Below are 23,698 nucleotides of genomic sequence, written 5' to 3'. Positions count from 1 at the left end.
GTCGGCGCCTAGCCCTCCGGCGGCGTCCAGGCGAAGCGCGGCTGCCTGCGCTCCAGGAAGGCGGCGACACCCTCGGCGGTGTCGCCGCTCGCGCGTGCCTGCTCGGCCCAGTGGGCCTCCCGCCCCTCCCCGGCGGCGCCCGCGAACTCCTTCGCCGCCGCCTGCGTCAGCAGCGAACGCGACGCCAGGATCCGCGTGAACTCCTTGACGCGCGCGTCCAGTTCACCGGCGGGCAGCACCTCGTCCACGAGCCCGCTCCGTAGCGCCCGCGCCGCGTCGATCGACTCGCCGGAGAACAACAGGTACTTGGCCGTCGCGGGGCCCACGAGGGACACCAGGCGCCGTGTCGTCGACGCCGGATAGACGATGCCCAGCTTCGCCGGAGTGACCGCGAACGCCGCGCCCTCGTCGGCGAACCGCAGGTCGCAGGCCGCCGCCAACTGACAGCCGCCGCCAACGCAGTACCCGCGCACCGCCGCGAGCGTCGGCTTGGGGAACGCCGCCAGGGCCTCCTCGGCCCGCACCGCGAGCTCCTGGGCGCGGCCGGGCTCCTCGCGCAGCGAGGAGATGTCGGCGCCCGCGCAGAACGTGTCCCCGGCGCCGGTCAGGACCAGCGTCCGCACGGCGGGGTCGGCGGCGAGCGCCGCGAGCAGCGGAGGCAGCGCGCGCCACATGTCCGCCGTCATGGCGTTGCGCTTGGCCGGATGGTCGATGACGACAGTGGCGACGCCGTCGGCGACGGCCTGCCGAAGCTGGGGCTCCATACGCCGGATGCTATCCGCAGCCCGCGAACGTACGATCAAGAAGGGGCGGCTTCGCACGGCGGACGGAGGCGCTCATGGGCTTGATGGACAGGGTCACCAGACGCACACAGGCCGGTGCCGAAGACCCCGGCACCACGGACCAGGGGACCGGCACCGCGGCCGCCCAGGGGGCCAGGCTGCGGCGCGGCCTCGGCTGGCTCGCCCTGCTCGGCGCGATCCTCGCCGTCGGCGGGCTCATCGGCATCGTGTACGCGTGGGTCGCCACCCTCACCTCGATGCTGCTGTTCGGCTGGCTGCTCCTGGTGGGCGGCATCGTCGCGCTGCTGCACGCGGTGCAGTCGCGCGGCTCGAACTTCTTCTGGCTGGGCGTGGTGGTGGCCGCGCTGAACCTGGCGGCGGGCGTCGTCGTGATCCGCAGACCCGACGTGGCGGCGGAGGCGCTGACGATGTTCGCGGCGCTGCTCTTCCTCACCGGAGGGGTGTTCCGGCTGGTCGGCAGCCTGGTGGTGCGCGGCCCGCAGATGGCCGTGACGCTGCTGCAGGGCGCCTTCGGCGTGCTCCTCGGCGTGCTCGTGCTCGGCTCGTGGCCGAGCAGCAGCCAGTACGTCATTGGTACGTTCTTCTCCCTCGCGCTGCTCTTCGACGGGCTCGGCCTGCTCGCGGCGGCGATCGGCGGCCGGCGCCTCATCAGCATGGTCACGCCGGACGGCGCACCGGGCCCCGAAGCCGTACAACCTGAAGAACCCTTGAAGACAGAACAAGAAGGGCAGGAGCAGTCGCGCAACTGACGGCGTCATGCGGGCGCGATCAATTCCCGTCGATAGTCGCTGACTTCTGGTCAGTAGCGCGGTACGGACCAGTGCGTTCCCAACACTCGACGTGTGGTGACAACCGAGCGCGAGGGCGGGGACCGGGCGATGGGCGACGACGGGAGAGGGCCGGGCCCGCTCCCCGGGGGTGGTGGGCGCGTGCCGTACGAGGGCGTGTGGCGGTTCACCGCCCCGGCCGTCGACGCGTCGGTGCCCCAGGCACGGCACGCGGTGCGCGACCTGCTCGCGCGCCAGGGCGTGCCGGCGACGGACGACGTGGTGCAGGGGCTGCTCCTGATCGTCTCCGAGCTCGTCACCAACGCGGTGCGGCACGCGGCGCTGCTGTCGCCGATGCTCGCCGTGGAGGTCGCGGTGGGCGCCGAGTGGGTGCGGGTCTCCGTGGAGGACAACCACCCCTACCGACCGACCGCCCTGGTGGCCGACTACGGCCAGACGGGCGGCCGCGGCCTGCTCCTGGTCCGCGAGATCACCCGCGAGGCGGGCGGCGCCTGCGACGTCGAGCACACGGCGAGCGGGGGCAAGGTCATCTGGGCGGCCCTGCCCCTGAAGCCGAACGGAATGTGAAGCCGAACGGGAGCTGAGGCCCGCCCGGGGGCGGCCTACCAGCCCGCCGCCGGCCCCGTCAGCTCCTTGATCGCGGGCCGCGCCGCGTCCAGGACCGTCATGAACCACGCCGAGAACGGCCCCTTCGCGTGCCGCTCCGCCAGCTCGTCGGCCGTGACGAACGCCGTGTCGCCCACCTCGCTGGGATCCGGGCGCAGCTCGGCCTGCACCATCCCCACGAAGAGGTGGTTGAACTCCTGCTCCACCAGGCCCGAATCCGGGTCCGGGTGGTTGTAGCGCACGGTGCCCGCCTCGGCGAGCAGCGACGGCGAGACGCCGAGCTCCTCGAAGGTGCGCCGGGCGGCGGCCGCGAACGGTGCCTCGCCCGGATACGGGTGGCCACAGCAGGTGTTGGACCAGACGCCGGGGGAGTGGTACTTCCCGAGCGCCCGCTGCTGGATCAGCAGCCGCCCCTGCTCGTCGAAGAGGAAGACGGAGAACGCCCGGTGCAACTGCCCGGGCGCCTCATGGGCGGCGAGCTTCTCCGCCGTGCCGATCGTCCTGCCGTCCTCGTCGACGAGTTCGAGCAAGATAGTTTCTCCGGTGCCGTTCGACGAGCTGTTCGCCGCGGTGGCAGGTGTGATCGGCATACCCATCCTTCGCTTCGGTCTCGGATCTCAAGTCTGCCGTACGACACCGGTACTCCTGGCACTCCGGTGGCCCCGCATGTCCCGTCCCCGACGTCGGGGACGGGACATGGCGGGACGCGCGGACGCCGCCGGGATCAGACCCCGAAGGCCGCCGGATAGGTGATCGTGCCCCGCGGCAGCGGCCCGGAATCACCGGCTCCGGACGGCCCCTCCAGGGCGAGGGCCAGCATGGCCTCGTCCGGCACGTCGAAACTTGGCCGGATCCCATAGCCCGAGGCCGGGGTGAAACCGAACCGCGGATAGTAGTCCGGGTGCCCGAGCACCAGCACCAGTTGCTCGCCCCGCGCGCGTGCGGCGTGCAGCACGGCGCGCACGACGGCCGAACCGGCGCCCGTTCCCTGATGCGCCGGGAGCACGGCCACGGGCGCCAGACACAGGGCCGGGGCGCCGTCCACGTGACAGCGGGTGATCAGGGCGTGCGCCGCGATCTCGCCCGCCGAGGTCTCGGCGACGTACGAGAGCCCGTCGAGCCAGGCCTCGGGGTCCTCTCGGAGGGCGTCCACGAGGTCGGCCTCCGCGACGGTCGGGAACGCGGCGGCGTTCACGGCGTGCACGGCCGCGCGGTCGGCGCCGGACGCCGCCTCGGGCCGGGTGCGCCAGCCGCCGCCCGCGGGGCGCAGGGCGTAGCCGGTGTACCCGTACTCCGCCCCGTGCTCCCGGCGCATGGCGAGCTCGGCGCGCGTCGCGGCCAGGGCCTCGGCCATGCCGGGCGCGCCGGGGTCGGCCGCCTCCGCGCGGGCGGCGAGCGGGCCGTAGTACTCGTCCCAGTCGGACTCCGGCTGGGACACGGTGCCGAGCACCGCGTACCCGGCGGCGAGCGCCGCGCGGGTGTTCTCCGCGGGGGTGCGCAGCGGGTAGTGCGCGTCCCAGAAGGAGCGCGCTTCATCGGACACCTCGTCGGTGGTCCACTCGCACTCGGTGACGACGAGCGTCCCGCCGGGCGCGAGGAGCCGCCGCCAGGCGTCGAGAGCGGTGTCGAAGCCGATGCTGTAGGCCGAGCTCTCGGCCCAGATCAGGTCGAACGAACCGTCCGCGTAGGGGAGTTCCCCCATGTCCGCGCGGACGGTGTGCACGGAGTCGGCGAGCCCGCGGGCCTGCGCCGCCGCGCGCAGCTCGGCGAGGAACGGCTCGTGCAGGTCGACGGCCGTGACGTCGGCGCCGGCCTCGGCGGCGAGCAGCAGGGCGGCCCGGCCGGGGCCGCAGCCCAGGTCGAGCACGCGCGGGCGGGCGGGCAGCTCACCGGCGAGGGCGAGCAGCGCGCGGGTGGTGGAGTCCGAGCCGGGGCCCTGCCGCGGCAGGCCGTGGTGCAGGGCGAAGAAGGCGTCGGTGATCGCGTTCTGAGTCGACTTCTGAGTCAACGGAGGAAACCCTTTGAGTGAGAGGGCCCGGCCGCGTGAAAGGTCAGCCGTGGGCCCGGGATGTGGGGATGCACATGTCGCTGCGCGTGGCAGCGCCGGCCGCGACAGTCATCAACCCACCTCCCGCACTCGTATCCTCAAAGATCGCAGACCACTCTACCTCAGTGGCAGAGCCACCTCAGTGGCAGAGCCTCGGCTCGTGCTCCGCGTGGCCGCCCGGCTCCAGCTGGAACGTGCAGTGCTGGACGTCGAAGTGGCCGCCCAGGCAGCCCTGCAGCTCGTGCAGCATCTTCTCGTGGCCGATCGCGGTGAGCGCCTCGGAGCTCACGACGACGTGCGCGGACAGCACCGGCATGCCCGACGTGATCGTCCAGGCGTGCAGGTCGTGGACGTCCTCGACGCCGGGCAGGGCCAGCATGTGGGCGCGCACCTCGGCCATGTCGACGCCCTTGGGTGCCGATTCGAGCAGGACGTTCAGGGTCTCGCGCAGCAGCTTCCAGGTGCGCGGGACGATCATGAGGCCGATGACGATCGAGGCGATGGGGTCGGCCGCCTGCCAGCCGCTGAGCAGGATGACCACGGCCGAGACGAGGACCGCCACCGAGCCGAGCGCGTCCGCGAGGACCTCCAGGAAGGCGCCGCGCACGTTCAGGCTGTCCTGCTGGCCGCGCATCAGCAGCGACAGCGAGACGAGGTTCGCCACCAGGCCGATCAGGCCGAAGACGATCGTGAGGCCGCCCTCGGTCTCGGCGGGCGTGACGAACCGCTGGATCGCCTCGTACAGGACGTATCCGCCGACGCCGAACAGCAGCAGACAGTTGGCGAGCGCGGCCAGGATCTCGGCGCGGGCGTAGCCGAAGGTGCGGTTGTCGCTCGGCGGGCGGTTCGCGAAGTGGATGGCGAGCAGCGCCATGCCGAGGCCGAGCGCGTCCGTCGCCATGTGCGTCGCATCCGCGATCAGCGCGAGCGAATCCGCGACGAGACCGCCGACGATCTCCACCACCATGACGGTGAGCGTGATGGACAGCGCGATCCGCAGCCGGCCCTTGTAGGCGGCCGTCGCCGTGCCCTGGGCGGGCGGCGCGTGGCCGTGGTCGTGTCCAGCCCCCATGGTGCGGTCCTCCGTGCTCATCGGTGGTCGTCGGCGGGCGCGGGCGGGCGTCGCAGGTCGGCCGACGCCGTCCGACGCCGTCCGACGCCCGTGCTCGCGATCACAGTGAACTACGGGTGGGGGGTATCTGCAACACGCTCTTGAGAACCGTTGTCATATGCCCTGACCTGCGGAAACGTTCCGCAGGTCAGAGCGGTGAGCGCCCCCCGGGCCGTTAGTCGCGAGCCTCGGGGTGGCGCAGGCACCAGCCCGCCCACGCGGACTCCACCATCTCGCGCACCCCGCGCCGGGCGGTGAAGCCCAGCTCCTTCGCGGCCAGGCGCGCGTCCGCCACGGCGCGCGGCGCGTCACCCGCGCGGCGCGGCTCGACGACCGGGGCGCGCGAGTCCCCGGTGACCTCCGCGATCACGGTGAGGAGTTCGCGTACGGAAACGCCCTCGCCGCGGCCGATGTTCACCGTCAGATCGGTGCCGGGCGCGGCGGCCCTGCGGGCGGCGGCGAGGTGGGCCTCGGCGAGGTCGTCGACGTGGATGTAGTCGCGCACGCAGGTGCCGTCCGGCGTGGGGTGATCGGTGCCGAAGATGCGCGGGGCCTCGCCGCGGGTGAGGCGGTCGAAGACCATCGGGATCACGTTGTAGACCCCGGTGTCGGCGAGCTCGGGGCTCGCGGCGCCCGCCACGTTGAAGTAGCGCAGCGACGTCGTGGTGATCCCGTGCGCCCGCCCCGCCGCCCGCACCAGCCACTCGCCGGCCAGCTTCGTCTCGCCGTACGGGCTCACCGGCGCACAGGGCGTGTCCTCGGCGACCAGGTCGGCGTCCGGCGGGTTGCCGTACACCGCCGCCGACGACGAGAAGACGAACCGGCCGACCCCGGCGTCCACCACCGCCTCCAGGAGCGTCGTCAGGCCCCCGACGTTCTCCCGGTAGTAACGCAGCGGCTGCTCCACCGACTCACCGACCTGCTTGCGGGCCGCGAGATGCACCACCCCCGTGACCGCGTGCTCGGTGAGCACCCGCCGCACCAGCTCCCCGTCGAGCGAAGTGCCCCGTATCAGAGGAATGTCCGCGGGCAGTCGCTCGGGCACCCCCGAGGAGACGTCGTCCAGGACGACCACCCGCTCGCCGACCGCGGTCATCGCCCGCGCCACATGCGCCCCGATATATCCCGCTCCACCTGTGATCAGCCATGTCATGGCAGTCCACCTTAGGCGGGCTTGGGTGGGTGTGACCCCACGGTTTGTGGCCGCGGGCCGCTTTCGACCATGATGATCGCGGCGATCAGAGAGGGCGCGGCGCAGCCGGACCGCGTTGATCGGGGCGTGAACGGGCGGTGAACGCCCGCTTCCATTCATCCGATAGCCTCAGCCGACACGCCGCCCGGCCGCCTCGCTGCCAGGGCGCCCCCGTCACGCATGTGCCCGCGCGAGCCGCGCCGGGAATCAAGGAGTGAGTTCGTCTGTCGACCGCCATCCTCACCGGCCGGCCGGTGCCCGGTTCGCCGCTCGAAGGCGATCTGCGGTCCCTCGGCTTCGACGTGCGGACCGCCCCCGACGCGGCGTCCCCCGAAGAGCTCGAGGCCCTGCTGCGCGACCTGCCCGCGGGCGAGCGCGTCGCCCTCGTCGACACCCGCTTCGTCGGCCATGTGCACGCGCTGCGGCTCGGCCTGACCGACCCGCGCTTCCCGGTGTCCGCGGTGCCCGGCGCCGTGACCGCACAGGCCGGGGCGCGCGGAGAGCTGACGACCGTGCTGCGTACGGCAGTTGGGGCCACGCCCGACGGCGGCGGCACGGCCGTGGCGCTCGCCCCCGAGCAGTCCGTGCAGTCCGCGCAGCCCGGGCAGTCAGCGGTCGGTGCCCCCGGCCAGGCCGTGCCCGACCGCCTCGCCGTCGCCCTCGAAGCCGCCGGTGTCGACGTGCACCGCCCCGAACTCGGCACCCTCGTCGCGGCCGTGCCCAGCGACCCGGAGGCCCGCAACACCGCGCGCCAGGCCGTCGCCGCCGTCGACGACGAGGCGGTACGCCTGCGCGGCGCCGTGAAGGCCCGCGACGGCTTCTTCACGACGTACTGCATCAGCCCGTACTCGCGCTACCTCGCCCGCTGGTGCGCCCGGCGCGGCTTCACCCCGAACCAGGTCACCACGGCCTCGCTGCTCACCGCCCTGATCGCGGCGGGCTGCGCGGCCACCGGCACCCGCGGCGGCTTCGTCGCCGCGGGACTGCTGCTCCTGTTCTCCTTCGTCCTCGACTGCACGGACGGCCAGCTCGCCCGCTACTCGCTGCAGTACTCCACGCTCGGCGCCTGGCTGGACGCGACCTTCGACCGCGCCAAGGAGTACGCGTACTACGCGGGCCTCGCCCTCGGCGCCGCCCGGGGCGGGGACGACGTATGGGCGCTCGCGCTCGGCGCGATGGTCCTGCAGACGTGCCGGCACGTCGTCGACTTCTCCTTCAACGAGGCGAATCACGACGCGGCCGCCAACACCAGCCCCACGGCCGCCCTTTCGGACAAGCTGGACAGCGTCGGCTGGACGGTCTGGGTGCGCCGGATGATCGTGCTGCCCATCGGTGAACGGTGGGCGCTGATCGCCGTGCTCACCGCCGTCAGCACCCCCCGCGTCACCCTGGTCGTCCTGCTCGTCGGCTGCGCCCTCGCGGCCTGCTACACCACGGCCGGCCGCGTGCTGCGCTCGCTGACCCGCAAGGCCACCCGCACCGACCGGGCCGCGGGGGCGCTCGCCGACCTCGCCGACAACGGCCTGCTCGCGTCGTCCTTCGCCGCTCTCCGGCGCGGCGGGCCGCTGCCCGCTCCCGTCCTCGCCTTCCTGGGCGGCGCGGCCGTCGTCGGCGCGGCCGCGTTCACGTCCTACGGCAGCCCCTGGGTGGTCGTCGCCGCCGTGATCTACGTCATCACGTCCGGCCTCGCGCTCTCCCGGCCCCTCAAGGGCGCCCTGGACTGGCTGGTTCCGCCGTTCTTCCGCGTCGCCGAATACGGGACGGTGCTGGTACTGGCGGCCAAAGCCGACGTGAACGGCTGCCTTCCGGCAGCTTTCGGCCTGGTGGCCGCGGTCGCCTACCATCACTACGACACGGTGTACCGCATCAAGGGCGGCACCGGCGCGCCTCCGCGCCGGCTGGTGCGGGCGATCGGCGGCCAAGAAGGCAGGACCCTGGTGGTCGCGCTGGCCGCCGCCGTACTGCACGACACAGATTTCACCGTCGCGCTCACGGCTCTCGCCGTGGCCGTGGCACTCGTGGTGCTCGTCGAGAGCATCCGCTTCTGGGTGACCGCTCACAAGCGTGGCGCACCCGCCGTACACGATGAAGGAGAACCCGCATGATCGGCCTCGTGCTGGCGGCCGGCGCCGGACGGCGTCTTCGCCCTTACACGGACACCCTGCCCAAGGCCCTGGTGCCCGTCGACGGCGACACCACCATCCTCGACCTGACGCTCGGCAACTTCGCCGAGATCGGTCTGACCGAGGTCGCGATCATCGTCGGTTACAAGAAGGAGGCCGTCTACGACCGCAAGGCGGCCCTGGAGGCGAAGTACGGCCTCAAGCTGACCCTCATCGACAACGACAAGGCCGAGGAGTGGAACAACGCCTACTCCCTGTGGTGCGGCCGTGACGCCATCAAGCACGACGTGATCCTCGCCAACGGCGACACCGTGCACCCGGTCTCCGTCGAGAAGACGCTGCTCGCCGCCCGCGGCAACGGCCAGAAGATCATCCTCGCCCTCGACACGGTGAAGCAGCTCGCCGACGAGGAGATGAAGGTCGTCGTGGACGCCGAGAAGGGCGTGCAGCGCATCACCAAGCTGATGGACCCGGCCGAGGCCACCGGCGAGTACATCGGCGTCACCCTCATCGAGGGCTCCGCCGCCGACGAGCTGGCCGACGCCCTGAAGACCACCTTCGAGCGCGACCCCGACCTCTACTACGAGGACGGCTACCAGGAGCTCGTCAACCGCGGCTTCAAGGTCGACGTGGCGCCGATCGGCGACATCAAGTGGGTCGAGATCGACAACCACGACGACCTCGCCAAGGGACGTGAAATCGCGTGCCAGTACTGACGAGGCTCATCCCCTCGCCGGTCGTCGTCGACATCCGGGCGGGGGCGCTCAACGACCTGGCGAGCGTCCTCGCCGACCAGCGGATCTGCTCGGCGACCGGCAAGCTGGCCGTCGCCATCAGCGGCGGCTCCGGCGCGGTGCTGCGCGCGCGGCTCGAGCCGTCGCTGCCGAACGCCGAGTGGTTCGAGGTCGGCGGCGGCACGCTCGACGACGCCATCAAGCTCGCCGACGCCATGAAGAAGGGCCGCTACGACGCGGTCGTGGGCCTCGGCGGCGGCAAGATCATCGACTGTGCCAAGTTCGCCGCGGCGCGCGTCGGCCTGCCGCTCGTCGCCGTCGCGACGAACCTGTCGCACGACGGCCTGTGCTCGCCCGTCGCGACCCTCGACAACGACGCGGGCCGCGGCTCGTACGGCGTGCCGACCCCGATCGCGGTCGTCATCGACCTGGACGTCATCCGCGAGGCCCCGGTCCGCTTCGTGCGCTCCGGCATCGGCGACGCCCTGTCCAACATCTCCGCGATCCGGGACTGGGAGCTCGCCGCCCGCGAGCGCGGCGAGGACATCGACGGCCTCGCCGCCGCGATGGCCCGCCAGGCCGGCGAGGCGGTGCTGCGCCACCCCGGCGGCGTCGGCGACGACGGCTTCCTGCAGGTGCTCGCCGAGGGCCTGGTCCTCACCGGCATCGCCATGTCCGTCTCGGGCGACTCCCGCCCGGCGTCCGGCGCCTGCCACGAGATCAACCACGCCTTCGACCTGCTGTTCCCGAAGCGCGCGGCGAGCCACGGTGAGCAGTGCGGCCTCGGCGCCGCCTTCGCGATGCACCTGCGCGGTGCCCGCGAGGAGTCGGCGTTCATGGCCGAGGTGCTGCGCCGCCACGGGCTGCCGGTGCTTCCGGAGGAGATCGGCTTCACCGTGGACGAGTTCGTCCAGGTCGTGGAGTACGCGCCGCAGACCCGGCCGGGCCGCTACACGATCCTCGAGCACCTCAATCTGAACCACGACCAGATCAAGGACGCATACGCCGACTATGCCAAGGCCATCGGTAGCTGAACTCCGGCCCGTCGTTCACCCCGCGGGGGTGAAGGACCGCCGCAGCGGTGAGCACTGGGCGGGACGCCTGTACATGCGAGAGATCTCGCTGCGCTGCGACCGCTACCTGGTGAACACCAGGATCACGCCCAACCAGCTCACGTATCTGATGACCGTCGCGGGCGTCCTGGCCGCCCCGGCCCTGCTGGTCCCGGGGATCTGGGGCGCTGTGCTCGGTGTCGTCGCGGTCCAGCTCTATCTGCTGCTCGACTGCGTCGACGGCGAGATCGCCCGCTGGCGCAAGCAGTACTCGATGTCCGGGGTGTACCTGGACCGCGTCGGCGCCTACCTGTGCGACGCCGCGGTCCTGGTCGGCTTCGGCCTGCGCGCCGCCGACCTGTGGGGCTCCGGCCGGATCGACTGGCTGTGGGCCTTCCTCGGCACCCTGGCCGCCCTCGGCGCGATCCTGATCAAGGCGGAGACCGACCTCGTCGCCGTCGCCCGGCACCAGCAGGGCATGGCGCCGGTGCAGGAGTCGGCGTCCGAGCCGCGCGCGTCCGGCATGGCCCTGGCCCGCAAGGCCGCCGCCGCGCTGAAGTTCCACCGCCTCATCCTCGGCATCGAGGCGTCCCTGCTGATCCTGGTCATCGCCGTCGTGGACCAGATCCGCGGAGACCTGTTCTTCTCCCGCCTCGGTGTCGCCGTCCTCGCCGGCATCGCGCTCCTGCAGACCCTGCTCCACCTCGTGTCCATCCTCGTGTCGAGCAGGCTGAAGTGAGCTCCCCCGGACAGCACCTGAAGGTCGGCGCGGTCGTCATCACCATGGGCAACCGCCCGCAGGAGCTGCGCGCCCTCCTCGACTCGGTCGCCAAGCAGGACGGCGACCGGATCGAGGTGGTCGTCGTCGGCAACGGCGCCCCCGTACCGGACGTGCCCGAGGGCGTGCGCACCATAGAACTGCCCGAGAACCTGGGCATCCCCGGCGGACGCAACGTGGGCATCGAGGCCTTCGGCCCCGGCGGCACCGACGTCGACATCCTGCTCTTCCTCGACGACGACGGACTGCTCGCCCACACGGACACCGCCGAACTGTGCCGCGAGGCCTTCGCGGCGGCCCCGGATCTCGGGATCATCTCCTTCCGCATCGCCGACCCGGACACCGGCGTCACCCAGCGCCGCCACGTGCCGCGCCTGCGCGCCTCCGACCCGATGCGCTCCTCCCGGGTGACGACGTTCCTCGGCGGTGCCAACGCCGTGCGCACCGCCGTCCTCAAGGAGGTCGGCGGCCTGCCCGACGCGTTCTTCTACGCGCACGAGGAGACCGACCTCGCCTGGCGCGCCCTGGACGCGGGCTGGATGATCGACTACCGCGCCGACATGGTGCTCTTCCACCCCACCACGGCGCCCTCCCGGCACGCGGTCTACCACCGCATGGTGGCCCGCAACCGCGTCTGGCTGGCCCGCCGCAACCTGCCCGCTCTGCTGGTGCCGGTGTACCTCGGCGTGTGGCTTCTGCTGACCCTCGCCCGGCGCCCCTCGCGGCCCGCCCTGAAGGCCTGGTTCGGCGGTTTCCGCGAGGGCTGGACCAGCCCGTGCGGGCCCCGGCGCCCCATGAAGTGGCGTACGGTGTGGCGCCTGACCCGACTGGGCCGCCCTCCCGTCATCTGACAAGCTCGGGTCTGAGAACATTCGGGCCGTATCCCGGTCCCTGGCCCCCGCCTACGCCCGACCGGCCGCGCATCTGAAGACGAAAGTTTCCCTTCGTGAGTGAGACAACGCAGGACGGTGGAGTCGCGGTGACCGCGCCACCGTCGCCCGACGACGGGCTGTCCCCCGCCGAGCTGGCGGCCAAGTACGGCCTGTCCGTCAGCGGCGCCCGTCCCGGTCTTATCGAGTACGTCCGCCAGCTCTGGGGACGGCGCCACTTCATCCTCGCCTTCTCCCAGGCGAAGCTCACCGCCCAGTACAGCCAGGCCAAGCTCGGCCAGCTCTGGCAGGTGGCGACACCGCTGCTCAACGCGCTCGTCTACTTCCTCATCTTCGGCCTGATCCTGAAGGCCGACCGGGGCATGGAACGGGAGGTCTACATCCCGTTCCTCGTGACCGGTGTCTTCGTCTTCACCTTCACGCAGAGCTCGGTGATGGCGGGCGTCCGGGCGATCTCGGGCAATCTGGGCCTGGTGCGGGCCCTGCACTTCCCGCGTGCCTCGCTGCCCATCTCGTTCTCGCTGCAGCAGCTCCAGCAGCTGCTGTTCTCGATGATCGTGCTGTTCGTCGTGGCGGTCGGCTTCGGCAGCTATCCGCGCCTTTCGTGGCTGCTGATCCTGCCCGTCCTCGCGCTGCAGTTCCTCTTCAACACCGGCCTCGCGCTGGTCATGGCCCGCCTCGGCAGCAAGACCCCGGACCTCGCGCAGCTCATGCCGTTCGTGATGCGCACCTGGATGTACGCCTCGGGCGTGATGTTCTCCATCCCGGTGATGCTCAAGGAGCACCCGGCGTGGATCGCGGACATCCTGCAGTGGAACCCGGCCGCCATCTACATGGACCTGATGCGCTTCGCGCTCATCGACGGCTACGGCTCGGAGAACCTGCCCCCGCACGTCTGGGCGGTCGCGGCCGGCTGGTCCGTGCTCGTCGCGGCGGGCGGCTTCGTGTACTTCTGGAAGGCTGAGGAGCGGTACGGCCGTGGCTGACGACAAGCTCGACAAGTTCGACAAGACCGACCGGACCGACCGGAACGCAGACAAGGGGCACATCCCCACCGTCATCGCCGACGAACTGCACATCGTCTACCGCGTCAACGGCGCGAAGACGGGCAAGGGCAGCGCCACCTCCGCGCTGAGCCGCATCCTCAGGCGCGGCGAGGAACGCGGCGTGCGCAAGGTGCACGCCGTGCGCGGCGTCAGCTTCACCGCCTACCGCGGCGAGGCCATCGGCCTGATCGGCTCGAACGGCTCCGGCAAGTCCACCCTGCTGCGGGCCATCGCCGGCCTGCTCCCGGCCGAGAAGGGCAAGGTCTACACCGACGGCCAGCCCTCGCTGCTCGGCGTGAACGCGGCCCTCATGAACGACCTGACCGGCGAGCGCAACGTCATACTCGGCGGGCTCGCGATGGGCATGAGCCGCGAGCAGATCAGGCAGCGCTACCAGGAGATCGTCGACTTCTCGGGCATCAACGAGAAGGGAGACTTCATCACCCTGCCGATGCGCACCTACTCCTCCGGCATGGCCGCCCGCCTGCGGTTCTCCATTGCGGCGGCCAAGGACCACGACGTCCTGATGATCGACGAGGCGCTGGCCACCGGTGACCGCAAGTTCCAGAAGCGCTCCGAGGCCCGCATCCGCGAGCTGCGCAAGGAGGCGGGCACGGTCTTCCTGGTCAGCCACAACAACAAGTCGATTCGCGACACCTGTGACCGGGTGCTCTGGCTGGAGCGGGGCGAGCTGCGGATGGACGGACCGACCGACGAGGTCATCAAGGAGTACGAGAAGTTCACCGGTAAGTAGCCGGATGGCCGTAGGTTGAAGGCGGCCGAACGGAGCAGGGCCCCGCCGGGACGTCCGGGCGGGGCCCTGACCCGTTTTCGGACAACACCCGACCCTCAAGTCACGGGAGTTCGGGGAAGATTGAAGCCAATCGGTGCGTTCTTGTGATGCGCTGAATACCCCGGCGACCCGGTGTGCGCTGTACAACGTAAGCTGTACCGGTGCTGATTCGCGGCAAGTGGGGCGATATCGCGCGGCACTGCGGCGCCGGGCGGGGTGCGCCGCGAGGGGGTCCGGGCGGCGTGTCCGAAATAGGATGTATTGGGTCGGCAGTGTAGAACGGGAGATGTGACGGCAATGGCTACGGACGATCTCCGGCTCCGCGATGCGTCCGCCGTCCTCGACAAAGCCGCGGACGAGAACTTTCCCGTGGCCCCCTTCTTCCTCCCGCGCGCCTGGCGCGAGGACCTCATGGCCGTGTACGGCTACGCCCGCCTGGTCGACGACATCGGCGACTCGGACCTGGCCCGCGGCAGCGCCCACGCGCGCTGGCTGGGCGCGGACCCCGAGGCGGCCGGTGACCCGCTCGCCCTGCTCGACGCCTTCGAGGCCGACCTGCGCAAGGTCTTCGCCGCGGGGCAGGAGCCCGGCCACCCGCTGCTGCGGGCCCTGGTGCCCACCGTGCGCCGCCGGAGCCTGACCCCCGAGCCCTTTCTCGGCCTGATCGTGGCGAACCGCCAGGACCAGCTCGTCAAGCGGTACGAGACGTACGACGACCTCGTGGCCTACTGCGAGCTGTCCGCGAACCCCGTCGGCCGCCTGGTCCTGGCCATCACCGGCACCGCGACGCCCGAGCGCGTCCGCCTCTCGGACTCCGTGTGCACCGCGCTGCAGATCGTGGAGCACCTCCAGGACGTGCGCGAGGACATGGGCCGCGACCGCGTCTATCTGCCCGCACAGGACATGAAGCGGTTTCATGTCCAGGAGCGGGATCTCGCCGTCCCTACGGCAGGCGCGTCGGTGCGCGCACTGGTTGCATATGAAGCGGAACGCGCCCATCGCCTCTTGAATGAAGGCACCCCCCTGGTGGGTAGCGTCCACGGCAGGCTGAAGCTGCTGCTTGCCGGGTTCGTTGCAGGGGGGAGGGCTGCGATCGCCGCGATCGCCGCCGCCGGATACGACGTACTTCCAAGGCCGCCGAAGCCCACGAAGCCGCGTTTGCTGCGCGAGGTGGGAGCGGTTCTGCGAGGAGAGGGGTGAGCCGGACCGTGGAGTCAGAACCTCGCGTGTCCGCGCCGGTACTCGCCGCATACAGCTATTGCGAGACCGTGACCGGGCAGCAGGCACGCAATTTCGCGTACGGCATCAGGTTGCTGCCGGCGCCCAAGCGGCGGGCGATGTCCGCGCTCTACGCGTTCTCCCGGCGCGTGGACGACATCGGTGACGGCACCCTGGCGCCGGACGTGAAGGGGGAGCGGCTCGACGAGACCCGGGCCCTGCTCACCCGCGTCCGCGACGGCGACGTGGCTGAGGACGACACCGACCCGGTGGCGGTGGCGCTCAGCCACGCGGCCCGGCACTTCCCGATCCCGCTCGGCGGGCTGGACGAGCTGATCGACGGCGTCCTGATGGACGTGCGCGGCGAGACGTACGAAACCTGGGAGGACCTGAAGGTCTACTGCCGCTGCGTCGCCGGCGCCATCGGGCGGCTCTCCCTCGGCGTGTTCGGCACCGAGCCGGGGGCGCTGCACGCGGAGCGCGCGCCGGAGTATGCCGACACGCTCGGTCTCGCGCTCCAACTCACCAACATTCTCCGGGACGTTCGCGAGGACGCCCTGGAGGGGCGCACCTATCTGCCCGCCGACGACCTCGCCAAGTTCGGCTGCTCCACCGGGTTTTCGCGGCCCGAGCCACCCGCCGGGTCGGACTTCGCGGGCCTCGTCCACTTCGAAGTCCGCCGCGCCCGGGCCCTGTTCGCAGAGGGCTACCGGCTGCTTCCGATGCTCGACCGGCGCAGCGGTGCCTGTGTGGCGGCGATGGCGGGCATCTACCGCCGCTTGCTCGATCGCATCGAGCGGGAGCCGGAGGCGGTCCTCAGGGGCCGCGTTTCACTGCCGGGACGCGAGAAGGCGTATGTCGCCGTGCGCGGCCTGTCCGGCCTCGACACGCGCAGCGTCTCCCGCGGCGCCGTCAGGAGGCGTACATGACGCGCATGCACGGCGGAGCGGCCGCAGGCGCGGCGCGGCGCCCCAAGCGGCGGGCAACCCTCCGCGTGACCTTGGCGTCCCAGACTGCAACTGCCGAAAGGGAGGACGCATGAGGCAGGACGACAGGCAGCCCGAAGGGGGCGCCGACGAAGCCGGAAAACGCGCGTCCGCCGTCGTCGTGGGCGGCGGCCTGGCCGGCATCACCTCCGCCCTCGCCCTCGCCGACGCGGGCGTCGAGGTCACGCTGCTCGAAGGCCGCCCGCGGCTCGGCGGACTCGCCTTCTCCTTCCAGCGCGGCGACCTGACCGTCGACAACGGCCAGCACGTCTATCTGCGCTGCTGCACCGCCTACCGGTGGTTCCTCGACCGCGTCGAGGGCGCGCACCTGGCGCCGCTGCAGGAACGTCTCGACGTGCCCGTGCTCGACGCCGACCGGCACCGGCTCGGCCGCCTGCGCCGCACCGCGCTGCCGGTGCCGCTGCATCTGGCCGCGAGCCTCGCCACGTACCCCCATCTGTCGCTCGCCGAGCGCGCCAACGTGGGCCGCGCGGCGCTCGCCCTCAAGGGACTGGACCCGGCCGACCCGGCGCTCGACAGCCAGGACTTCGGCAGCTGGCTGGCGGCCCACGGGCAGTCGAAGCGCGCCGTCGAGGCCCTGTGGGACCTCGTCGGGGTCGCCACCCTCAACGCCGTCGCGGGCGATGCCTCGCTGGGCCTCGCCGCGATGGTGTTCAAGACCGGGCTGCTCTCCGAGCCGGGCGCCGCCGACATCGGCTGGGCGCGGGTGCCCCTCGGTGACATCCATGACGGTCTGGCCCGCAAGGCGCTCGACTCGGCGGGCGTGCGTACCGAACTGCGAACACGTGTCACCTCCATCTCTCGTAATAAGAACGGAAGTTGGCGCGTCGAGGTTCCCGGCGAGGCCATCGAGGCGGACACCGTGGTGCTCGCGGTGGCCCAGGCCGAGACCCACGACCTGCTCCCGGACGGCGCCCTGGACGAGCCCGACCGGCTGCTCGGCATCGACACGGCGCCGATCCTGAACATCCACGTCGTGTACGACAGGAAGGTGCTCAAGCGGCCCTTTTTCGCCGCGCTCGGCACCCCCGTGCAGTGGGTCTTCGATCGGACGGAGGCCTCCGGCCTCGCGGAGGGCCAGTATCTGGCGCTGTCGCAGTCGGCCGCCCAGGACGAGATCGACGCACCTGTGGCCGCGCTGAGAGAGCGCTATCTGCCGGAGCTCGAGCGCCTGCTGCCCGCCGCGCACGGCGCGCGGGTCCTCGACTTCTTCGTGACCCGGGAGCGCACGGCGACCTTCGCGCCGACCCCGGGCGTCGGCCGCCTGCGGCCGGGTGCGCGCACCAACGAGTCCGGGCTCTACCTGGCCGGCGCGTGGACCGCCACCGGCTGGCCCGCGACGATGGAAAGCGCTGTACGCAGCGGAATCACCGCGGCCCGGGCCGCACTCAGCGCCCTCGACCGCCCTCATGACCATCTCTTCGAGGAGGCGGCGTGAAGCTCGACCTGCTGGGGCCGCCGCCCCACGAACCCCGCACCGGAACCAGAGGAGAGACTGTGCCGACTGTGCCCTCGGCCGAACCGGCCGCCGTGGACGTGACCGCGCTGCTCGAGCGCGGCCGGACACTGGCCACCCCGGTGCTGCGGTCCGCGGTGGACCGCCTGGCGCCGCCCATGGACACCGTCGCCGCCTACCACTTCGGCTGGATCGACGCCGACGGCAAGCCGGCCGTCGGCGACGGGGGCAAGGCCGTGCGTCCGGCGCTCGCCCTGCTGTCCGCGGAAGCCGCGGGCGCCACCCCGGAAACCGGCGTGCCCGGCGCGGTCGCCGTCGAACTGGTGCACAACTTCTCGCTCCTGCACGACGACCTGATGGACGGCGACGAGCAGCGCCGCCACCGCGACACGGTGTGGAAGGTGCACGGCCCCGCCCAGGCCATCCTCGTCGGCGACGCGCTGTTCGCCCTCGCCAACGAGATCCTGCTGGAACTCGGCACCGTCGAGGCGGGCCGCGCCACGCGCCGTCTGACCACCGCGACCCGCGCCCTCATCGACGGGCAGGCGCAGGACATCTCCTATGAGCACCGCGAGCGGGTCACCGTCGAGGAGTGCCTGGAGATGGAGGGCAACAAGACGGGCGCGCTGCTGGCCTGCGCGTGCTCCATCGGCGCGGTCCTCGGCGGCGCCGACGACGCCACCGCCGACACCCTGGAGAAGTACGGCTACCACCTCGGCCTCGCCTTCCAGGCCGTCGACGACCTGCTCGGCATCTGGGGCGACCCGGAGGCCACCGGCAAGCAGACGTGGAGCGACCTGCGCCAGCGCAAGAAGTCCCTGCCGGTCGTCGCCGCCCTTGCCGCGGGCGGACCGGCCTCCGAACGGCTCGGCGAGCTGCTCGCCGCCGACGCCAAGAGCAGTGACTTCGACAGCTTCTCCGAGGAGGAGTTCGCCATGCGCGCCGCCCTGATCGAGGAGGCGGGCGGCCGCGAGTGGACCGCCGAGGAGGCGCGACGGCAGCACACCGTCGCCATCGAGGCCCTGGACGCGGTCCAGATGCCGGACCAGGTGCGGGCGCAGCTCACCGCGCTCGCCGACTTCGTCGTCGTACGAAAGAGATGATCACTATCGGCCCCAACTGAATCGCAGTCGCCGGCCGGTGTCCCTCCAGGGCCCCGGCCGACGGCGGACCCAGCAGAGAAGAAGCACTGCGTAGAAGGGGAAGCCATGACAGCGACGACCGACGGAAGCGCCGGAGCGGCGACGCCCCGGGCGGCCTCGGCCACCGGAAAGACCGACACCACCCCCGCGGCGGCAGGGGCATTCGACGCCGCCACCCGAGCCATACAACGCTCGACGGATTTTCTTCTGTCCCGCCAGGACGCCCAGGGATGGTGGAAGGGCGACCTGGAAACCAATGTGACCATGGACGCCGAGGACCTGCTGCTCCGTCAGTTCCTGGGCATCCAGGACGAGTCGACGACCCGGGCCGCCGCGCTGTTCATCCGCGGCGAGCAGCGTGACGACGGCACCTGGGCCACCTTCTTCGGCGGTCCCGGCGAACTCTCCACCACCATCGAGGCGTACGTCGCGCTGCGCCTGGCCGGTGACGCCCCGGACGAGCCGCACATGGCCCGGGCGTCCGCCTGGATCCGGGAGCAGGGCGGCATCGCGTCGGCGCGCGTCTTCACCCGGATCTGGCTCGCCCTCTTCGGCTGGTGGAAGTGGGACGACCTGCCCGAGCTGCCGCCGGAGCTCATCTATTTCCCCAAGTGGTTTCCGCTCAACATCTATGACTTCGGCTGCTGGGCGCGGCAGACCATAGTGCCGCTCACCATTGTCTCCGCCAAGCGCCCGGTGCGTCCCGCGCCCTTCCCGCTGGACGAGCTGCACACCAACGCGCGCGTACCGAACCCCGCCAAGCCCCTTGCCCCCGTGGCGAGTTGGGACGGCGTCTTCCAGCGCCTGGACAAGGCGCTGCACCTGTACCACAAGGTCGCGCCGCGCGGTGTGCGCAAGGCGGCGATGAACAGCGCCGCGCGCTGGATCATCGAACGGCAGGAGAACGACGGCTGCTGGGGCGGCATCCAGCCGCCTGCCGTGTACTCGGTCATCGCGCTGCATCTGCTCGGCTACGACCTCGACCACCCGGTCCTGAAGGCCGGCCTCGAATCCCTCGACCGGTTCGCCGTGTGGCGCGAGGACGGCGCGCGGATGATCGAGGCCTGTCAGTCGCCGGTGTGGGACACCTGCCTGGCGACGATCGCGCTCGCCGACGCCGGCGTGCCCGCCGACCACCCGCAGCTCGTCAAGGCCGCGGACTGGATGCTGGGCGAGCAGATCGTGCGGCCCGGCGACTGGTCCGTGCGCAGGCCGGGCCTCACGCCGGGCGGCTGGGCGTTCGAGTTCCACAACGACAACTACCCCGACATCGACGACACCGCCGAGGTCGTCCTCGCGCTGCGCCGCGTCGCGCATCCGGACAAGCCGCGGATGGAGAACGCCATCGCGCGCGGCGTGCGCTGGAACCTCGGCATGCAGTCGAGGAACGGTGCCTGGGCCGCCTTCGACGTCGACAACACCAGCGCCTTCCCCAACCGGCTGCCGTTCTGCGACTTCGGTGAGGTCATCGACCCGCCGTCCGCCGACGTCACCGCGCACGTCGTGGAGATGCTGGCGTACGAGGGGAAGTCGCACGACCCGCGCACCCGGCGCGGCATCGAGTGGCTGCTCGCCGAGCAGGAGGCCAACGGCGCCTGGTTCGGGCGCTGGGGCGTCAACTACATCTACGGCACCGGCTCGGTGCTGCCCGCCCTGACCGCCGTCGGGATTCCCGGCTCGCACCCGGCGATCCGGCGGGCGGTGGCCTGGCTGGAGTCGGTGCAGAACGACGACGGCGGCTGGGGCGAGGACCTGCGCTCCTACCGCGAGGAGCGGTGGATCGGGCACGGCGCGTCCACGGCCTCGCAGACGGCCTGGGCGCTGATCGGGCTGCTCGCGGCCGGCGAGCGGGACTCCAAGGCGGTGGAGCGCGGCATCGCGTGGCTCGCCGAGGCGCAGCGGGAGGACGGCTCCTGGGACGAGCCGTACTTCACCGGCACCGGCTTCCCCTGGGACTTCTCCATCAACTACCACCTCTACCGGCAGGTCTTCCCGCTGACCGCGCTCGGTCGGTACGTCAACGGAGAGCCGCTCGCCGGCGCCTCCGGCAAGGGGAGCTGATGGCCGCATCCCCGGCTCAGCCGGGCCCCGCACCGCTCCTCGTCGCCTGCGCGCTCGGCATCGAGCACCTCGCCCTGCGCACCGGCGACCGGGGCGGCGCGCGCGGGCCCATGACCGTCCTGCGGACGGGCATGGGCCCCAAGGCCGCCGAGCGCGCGGTCTCCAAGGCGCTCGGCAAGCCGTCCCTGCACGACGCGGCCGTCGTGGCCACCGGCTTCTGCGCCGGGCTCGCCCCCGGCATGCACCCCGGCGACCTGGTCGTCGCCGAGGAGACCCGGCACGACGGCGGCCGCACGCCCTGCGTCGGCACCGAGCTCCTGGTCGAGGAGCTGGTGCGGGCGCTGCCCCGGCGCACCGTGCACACGGGGCCGCTCACCGGCTCCGACCATGTCGTCCGCGGCCACGAACGCGGCGAACTGCTGGCCACCGGCGCGATCGCGGTGGACATGGAATCCGCCGTCACATTGCACAGCGCCGTGACGGCCGGGCCCCGGCCGGTTGCGGCCGTCCGGGTGGTCGTGGACGCCCCACAGCACGAACTCGTACGAATCGGCACGGTGCGCGGTGGAATATCGGCCTTCCGCGTTCTCCGTGCCGTGCTACCCGCTTTCTTCGAATGGCACCGTTCTTCGCTGCTCCCCCGGAGGTGAGCCAGATGGCTATGCCGCTGCGTCAGTCCATCAAGGTCGCGACGTATTTGATGGAACAGAAGCTGCGCAAGCGGGACAAGTTCCCGTTGATCGTCGAGTTGGAGCCGCTTTTCGCGTGCAATTTGAAGTGTGAGGGCTGCGGCAAGATCCAGCACCCGGCCGGTGTGCTCAAGCAGCGGATGCCGGTGGCCCAGGCCGTCGGTGCCGTGCTCGAGTCCGGTGCGCCGATGGTGTCCATCGCCGGTGGTGAGCCGCTGATGCATCCTCAGATCGATGAGATCGTGCGGCAGTTGGTGGCGAAGAAGAAGTATGTCTTCCTTTGCACCAACGCCATGCTGATGCGCAAGAAGATGGACAAGTTCAAGCCCTCGCCGTACTTCGCGTTCGCCGTGCACATCGACGGAATGCGGGAGCGGCACGACGAGTCCGTGGCGAAGGAGGGGGTGTTCGACGAGGCGGTCGAGGCCATCAAGGAGGCCAAGCGGCGCGGCTTCCGGGTCACCACCAACTCGACCTTCTTCAACACGGACACCCCGCAGACGATCATTGAGGTCCTGAATTTCCTCAATGACGAACTCAAGGTCGACGAGATGATGCTGTCGCCGGCCTACGCCTACGAGAAGGCGCCCGACCAGGAGCACTTCCTCGGTGTGGAGCAGACCCGCGAGCTGTTCAAGAAGGCCTTCGCGGGCGGCAACCGGCGGCGCTGGCGGCTGAACCACTCGCCGCTGTTCCTCGACTTCCTCGAGGGCAAGGTCGACTTCCAGTGCACGGCGTGGGCGATCCCCAACTACTCGCTCTTCGGCTGGCAGCGCCCCTGCTACCTGATGAGCGACGGGTACGTGCCCACGTACCGCGAGCTGATCGAGGAGACCGACTGGTCCAAGTACGGCCGCGGCAAGGACGACCGGTGCGCCAACTGCATGGCGCACTGCGGCTACGAGCCGACGGCCGTGCTCGCCACCATGGGCTCCCTCAAGGAGTCCCTGCGAGCCATGCGCGAGACCGTCTCCGGAAACCGGTGACGTCATGACCCCAGGAGTGCCCGTCGCCCTGGGCCTCCCGGAGCTGCCGGTCCGGCCGATCGCGGGGCGCCGCGTCTCGCGGCGCATCGAGGTCGGACCGGTGGCTGTCGGCGGGGATGCGCCGGTGTCGGTGCAGTCGATGACGACGACGCGTACGTCGGACATCGGGGCGACGTTGCAGCAGATCGCGGAGTTGACGGCGTCGGGCTGTCAGATCGTGCGGGTGGCGTGTCCGACGCAGGATGATGCGGATGCGTTGGCGACGATCGCGCGGAAGTCGCAGATTCCGGTGATCGCGGATATTCACTTCCAGCCGAAGTATGTGTTCGCGGCGATCGATGCCGGGTGTGCGGCGGTGCGGGTGAATCCGGGCAACATCAAGCAGTTCGACGACAAGGTGAAGGAGATCGCGCGGGCGGCCTCGGAGGCGGGGACGCCGATCCGGATCGGGGTGAACGCGGGGTCGCTGGATCAGCGGCTGCTGGCGAAGTACGGCAAGGCGACGCCGGAGGCGCTGGTGGAGTCGGCGCTGTGGGAGGCCTCACTCTTCGAGGAGCACGGGTTCCGGGACATCAAGATCTCGGTGAAGCACAACGACCCGGTGGTGATGGTCAATGCCTACCGGCAGCTGGCGGCCGCGTGCGATTACCCGCTGCACCTGGGGGTGACGGAGGCCGGTCCGGCGTTCCAGGGCACCATCAAGTCCGCGGTGGCCTTCGGTGCGCTGCTGAGTGAGGGCATCGGGGACACGATCCGGGTGTCGCTGTCGGCTCCGCCGGCGGAGGAGGTCAAGGTCGGTATCCAGATCCTGGAGTCGCTGAATCTGCGCCAGCGCCGTCTGGAGATCGTGTCGTGTCCGTCGTGCGGGCGGGCGCAGGTGGATGTGTACAAGCTGGCGGATGAGGTGACGGCGGGCTTGGAGGGCATGGAGGTGCCGTTGCGGGTGGCCGTGATGGGGTGTGTGGTGAACGGGCCGGGTGAGGCGCGTGAGGCTGATCTGGGTGTCGCGTCCGGCAACGGCAAGGGGCAGATCTTCGTCAAGGGTGAGGTGATCAAGACGGTGCCCGAGTCGAAGATCGTGGAGACCCTGATCGACGAGGCGATGAAGATCGCCGAACAGATGGAGGCCGCAGGCGTCCCGTCCGGGGTGCCCGACGTCACAGTGAGCTGAACAAC

22 protein-coding genes are annotated in these 23,698 nt (G+C 71.3%); 17 read left to right on the top strand and 5 right to left on the bottom strand.

The features are described from left to right. Positions 1–8: 8 nt before the first annotated feature. Entirely contained in the window at positions 9–764 is a 756-nt protein-coding gene (locus AC0KTA_RS05185; RefSeq protein WP_481053908.1) for an enoyl-CoA hydratase/isomerase family protein, read from the bottom strand. 83 nt (positions 765–847) lie between these two features. Between AC0KTA_RS05185 and AC0KTA_RS05180 the strand changes: the two genes are divergently transcribed. Further along, positions 848–1,552: an HdeD family acid-resistance protein gene (locus AC0KTA_RS05180; RefSeq protein WP_481056312.1), complete on the top strand. Its 705-nt coding sequence runs from the start codon at positions 848–850 to the stop codon at positions 1,550–1,552. A 93-nt stretch (positions 1,553–1,645) separates the two neighbouring features. Beyond that, positions 1,646–2,158: an ATP-binding protein gene (locus AC0KTA_RS05175; protein WP_481053907.1), complete on the top strand. Its 513-nt coding sequence runs from the start codon at positions 1,646–1,648 to the stop codon at positions 2,156–2,158. A gap of 35 nt (positions 2,159–2,193) precedes the next feature. On the opposite strand, the gene idi is transcribed toward AC0KTA_RS05175, so the two are convergent. The 4 genes from idi to galE all read right to left on the bottom strand — a co-directional run bounded on the left by idi (position 2,194) and on the right by galE (position 6,508). Continuing rightward, a complete protein-coding gene (idi, locus tag AC0KTA_RS05170) occupies positions 2,194–2,787 on the bottom strand; it encodes an isopentenyl-diphosphate Delta-isomerase (protein WP_481053906.1) in 594 nt (197 codons plus the stop codon). 134 nt (positions 2,788–2,921) lie between these two features. Beyond that, a complete protein-coding gene (locus AC0KTA_RS05165; RefSeq protein WP_481053905.1) occupies positions 2,922–4,205 on the bottom strand; it encodes a bifunctional class I SAM-dependent methyltransferase/N-acetyltransferase in 1,284 nt (427 codons plus the stop codon). Between the two features lie 178 nt (positions 4,206–4,383). Then, positions 4,384–5,316, bottom strand: coding sequence for a cation diffusion facilitator family transporter (locus AC0KTA_RS05160; protein WP_481053904.1), 933 nt, complete (start codon positions 5,314–5,316; stop codon positions 4,384–4,386). A gap of 214 nt (positions 5,317–5,530) precedes the next feature. Continuing rightward, positions 5,531–6,508, bottom strand: coding sequence for a UDP-glucose 4-epimerase GalE (gene galE, locus AC0KTA_RS05155; RefSeq protein ID WP_481053903.1), 978 nt, complete (start codon positions 6,506–6,508; stop codon positions 5,531–5,533). Positions 6,509–6,771: 263 nt separating this feature from the next. Here galE and AC0KTA_RS05150 point away from each other — a divergent pair, with 263 nt between their 5' ends. The 15 genes from AC0KTA_RS05150 to ispG all read left to right on the top strand — a co-directional run bounded on the left by AC0KTA_RS05150 (position 6,772) and on the right by ispG (position 23,693). Further along, positions 6,772–8,652, top strand: coding sequence for a DUF5941 domain-containing protein (locus AC0KTA_RS05150; RefSeq protein ID WP_481056311.1), 1,881 nt, complete (start codon positions 6,772–6,774; stop codon positions 8,650–8,652). Beyond that, positions 8,649–9,386 carry a phosphocholine cytidylyltransferase family protein gene (locus tag AC0KTA_RS05145; RefSeq protein ID WP_481053902.1) on the top strand — a complete coding sequence of 246 codons (738 nt, stop codon included), beginning with the start codon at positions 8,649–8,651 and terminating at the stop codon, positions 9,384–9,386. Before AC0KTA_RS05150 ends, AC0KTA_RS05145 begins: the two co-directional genes overlap by 4 nt. Next, entirely contained in the window at positions 9,374–10,438 is a 1,065-nt protein-coding gene (locus tag AC0KTA_RS05140; protein WP_481053901.1) for an iron-containing alcohol dehydrogenase family protein, read from the top strand. The genes AC0KTA_RS05145 and AC0KTA_RS05140 overlap by 13 nt, the downstream gene beginning before the upstream one ends. Continuing rightward, positions 10,416–11,195 carry a CDP-alcohol phosphatidyltransferase family protein gene (locus tag AC0KTA_RS05135; RefSeq protein WP_481053900.1) on the top strand — a complete coding sequence of 260 codons (780 nt, stop codon included), beginning with the start codon at positions 10,416–10,418 and terminating at the stop codon, positions 11,193–11,195. Before AC0KTA_RS05140 ends, AC0KTA_RS05135 begins: the two co-directional genes overlap by 23 nt. A gap of 17 nt (positions 11,196–11,212) precedes the next feature. Next, a complete protein-coding gene (locus tag AC0KTA_RS05130) occupies positions 11,213–12,085 on the top strand; it encodes a glycosyltransferase family 2 protein (RefSeq protein WP_481056310.1) in 873 nt (290 codons plus the stop codon). Positions 12,086–12,180: 95 nt separating this feature from the next. Next, entirely contained in the window at positions 12,181–13,110 is a 930-nt protein-coding gene (locus AC0KTA_RS05125) for an ABC transporter permease (protein ID WP_481053899.1), read from the top strand. A 61-nt stretch (positions 13,111–13,171) separates the two neighbouring features. Continuing rightward, the gene (locus tag AC0KTA_RS05120; protein WP_481056309.1) at positions 13,172–13,924 is read left to right on the top strand and encodes an ABC transporter ATP-binding protein; all 753 of its coding nucleotides are present in this window, start codon (positions 13,172–13,174) and stop codon (positions 13,922–13,924) included. Between the two features lie 336 nt (positions 13,925–14,260). Further along, on the top strand, positions 14,261–15,163 hold the full coding sequence (gene hpnC, locus AC0KTA_RS05115) for a squalene synthase HpnC (RefSeq protein WP_481053898.1): 903 nt from the start codon (positions 14,261–14,263) through the stop codon (positions 15,161–15,163). Beyond that, positions 15,160–16,110, top strand: coding sequence for a presqualene diphosphate synthase HpnD (gene hpnD / locus AC0KTA_RS05110; RefSeq protein WP_481053897.1), 951 nt, complete (start codon positions 15,160–15,162; stop codon positions 16,108–16,110). The genes hpnC and hpnD overlap by 4 nt, the downstream gene beginning before the upstream one ends. Next, positions 16,037–17,626, top strand: coding sequence for a hydroxysqualene dehydroxylase HpnE (gene hpnE / locus AC0KTA_RS05105; RefSeq protein WP_481053896.1), 1,590 nt, complete (start codon positions 16,037–16,039; stop codon positions 17,624–17,626). Before hpnD ends, hpnE begins: the two co-directional genes overlap by 74 nt. Then, positions 17,623–18,747 carry a polyprenyl synthetase family protein gene (locus AC0KTA_RS05100; protein WP_481053895.1) on the top strand — a complete coding sequence of 375 codons (1,125 nt, stop codon included), beginning with the start codon at positions 17,623–17,625 and terminating at the stop codon, positions 18,745–18,747. The genes hpnE and AC0KTA_RS05100 overlap by 4 nt, the downstream gene beginning before the upstream one ends. 105 nt (positions 18,748–18,852) lie before the next feature. Further along, positions 18,853–20,847 (top strand): squalene--hopene cyclase, encoded by a 1,995-nt coding sequence (shc, locus tag AC0KTA_RS05095; RefSeq protein WP_481053894.1) that lies wholly within the window; start codon positions 18,853–18,855, stop codon positions 20,845–20,847. Next, on the top strand, positions 20,847–21,497 hold the full coding sequence (locus AC0KTA_RS05090; RefSeq protein WP_481053893.1) for a phosphorylase family protein: 651 nt from the start codon (positions 20,847–20,849) through the stop codon (positions 21,495–21,497). The genes shc and AC0KTA_RS05090 overlap by 1 nt, the downstream gene beginning before the upstream one ends. Positions 21,498–21,502: 5 nt before the next feature. Further along, positions 21,503–22,522 carry an adenosyl-hopene transferase HpnH gene (hpnH, locus tag AC0KTA_RS05085; RefSeq protein ID WP_481053892.1) on the top strand — a complete coding sequence of 340 codons (1,020 nt, stop codon included), beginning with the start codon at positions 21,503–21,505 and terminating at the stop codon, positions 22,520–22,522. 4 nt (positions 22,523–22,526) lie between these two features. Then, the gene (ispG, locus tag AC0KTA_RS05080; protein ID WP_481053891.1) at positions 22,527–23,693 is read left to right on the top strand and encodes a flavodoxin-dependent (E)-4-hydroxy-3-methylbut-2-enyl-diphosphate synthase; all 1,167 of its coding nucleotides are present in this window, start codon (positions 22,527–22,529) and stop codon (positions 23,691–23,693) included. Positions 23,694–23,698 lie beyond the last annotated feature (5 nt).

The organism is Streptomyces sp. Y309 (assembly GCF_056712025.1).
The sequence above is the reverse complement of the archived record's forward strand: the minus strand, read 5'-3'. Positions and strand labels throughout refer to the sequence as shown.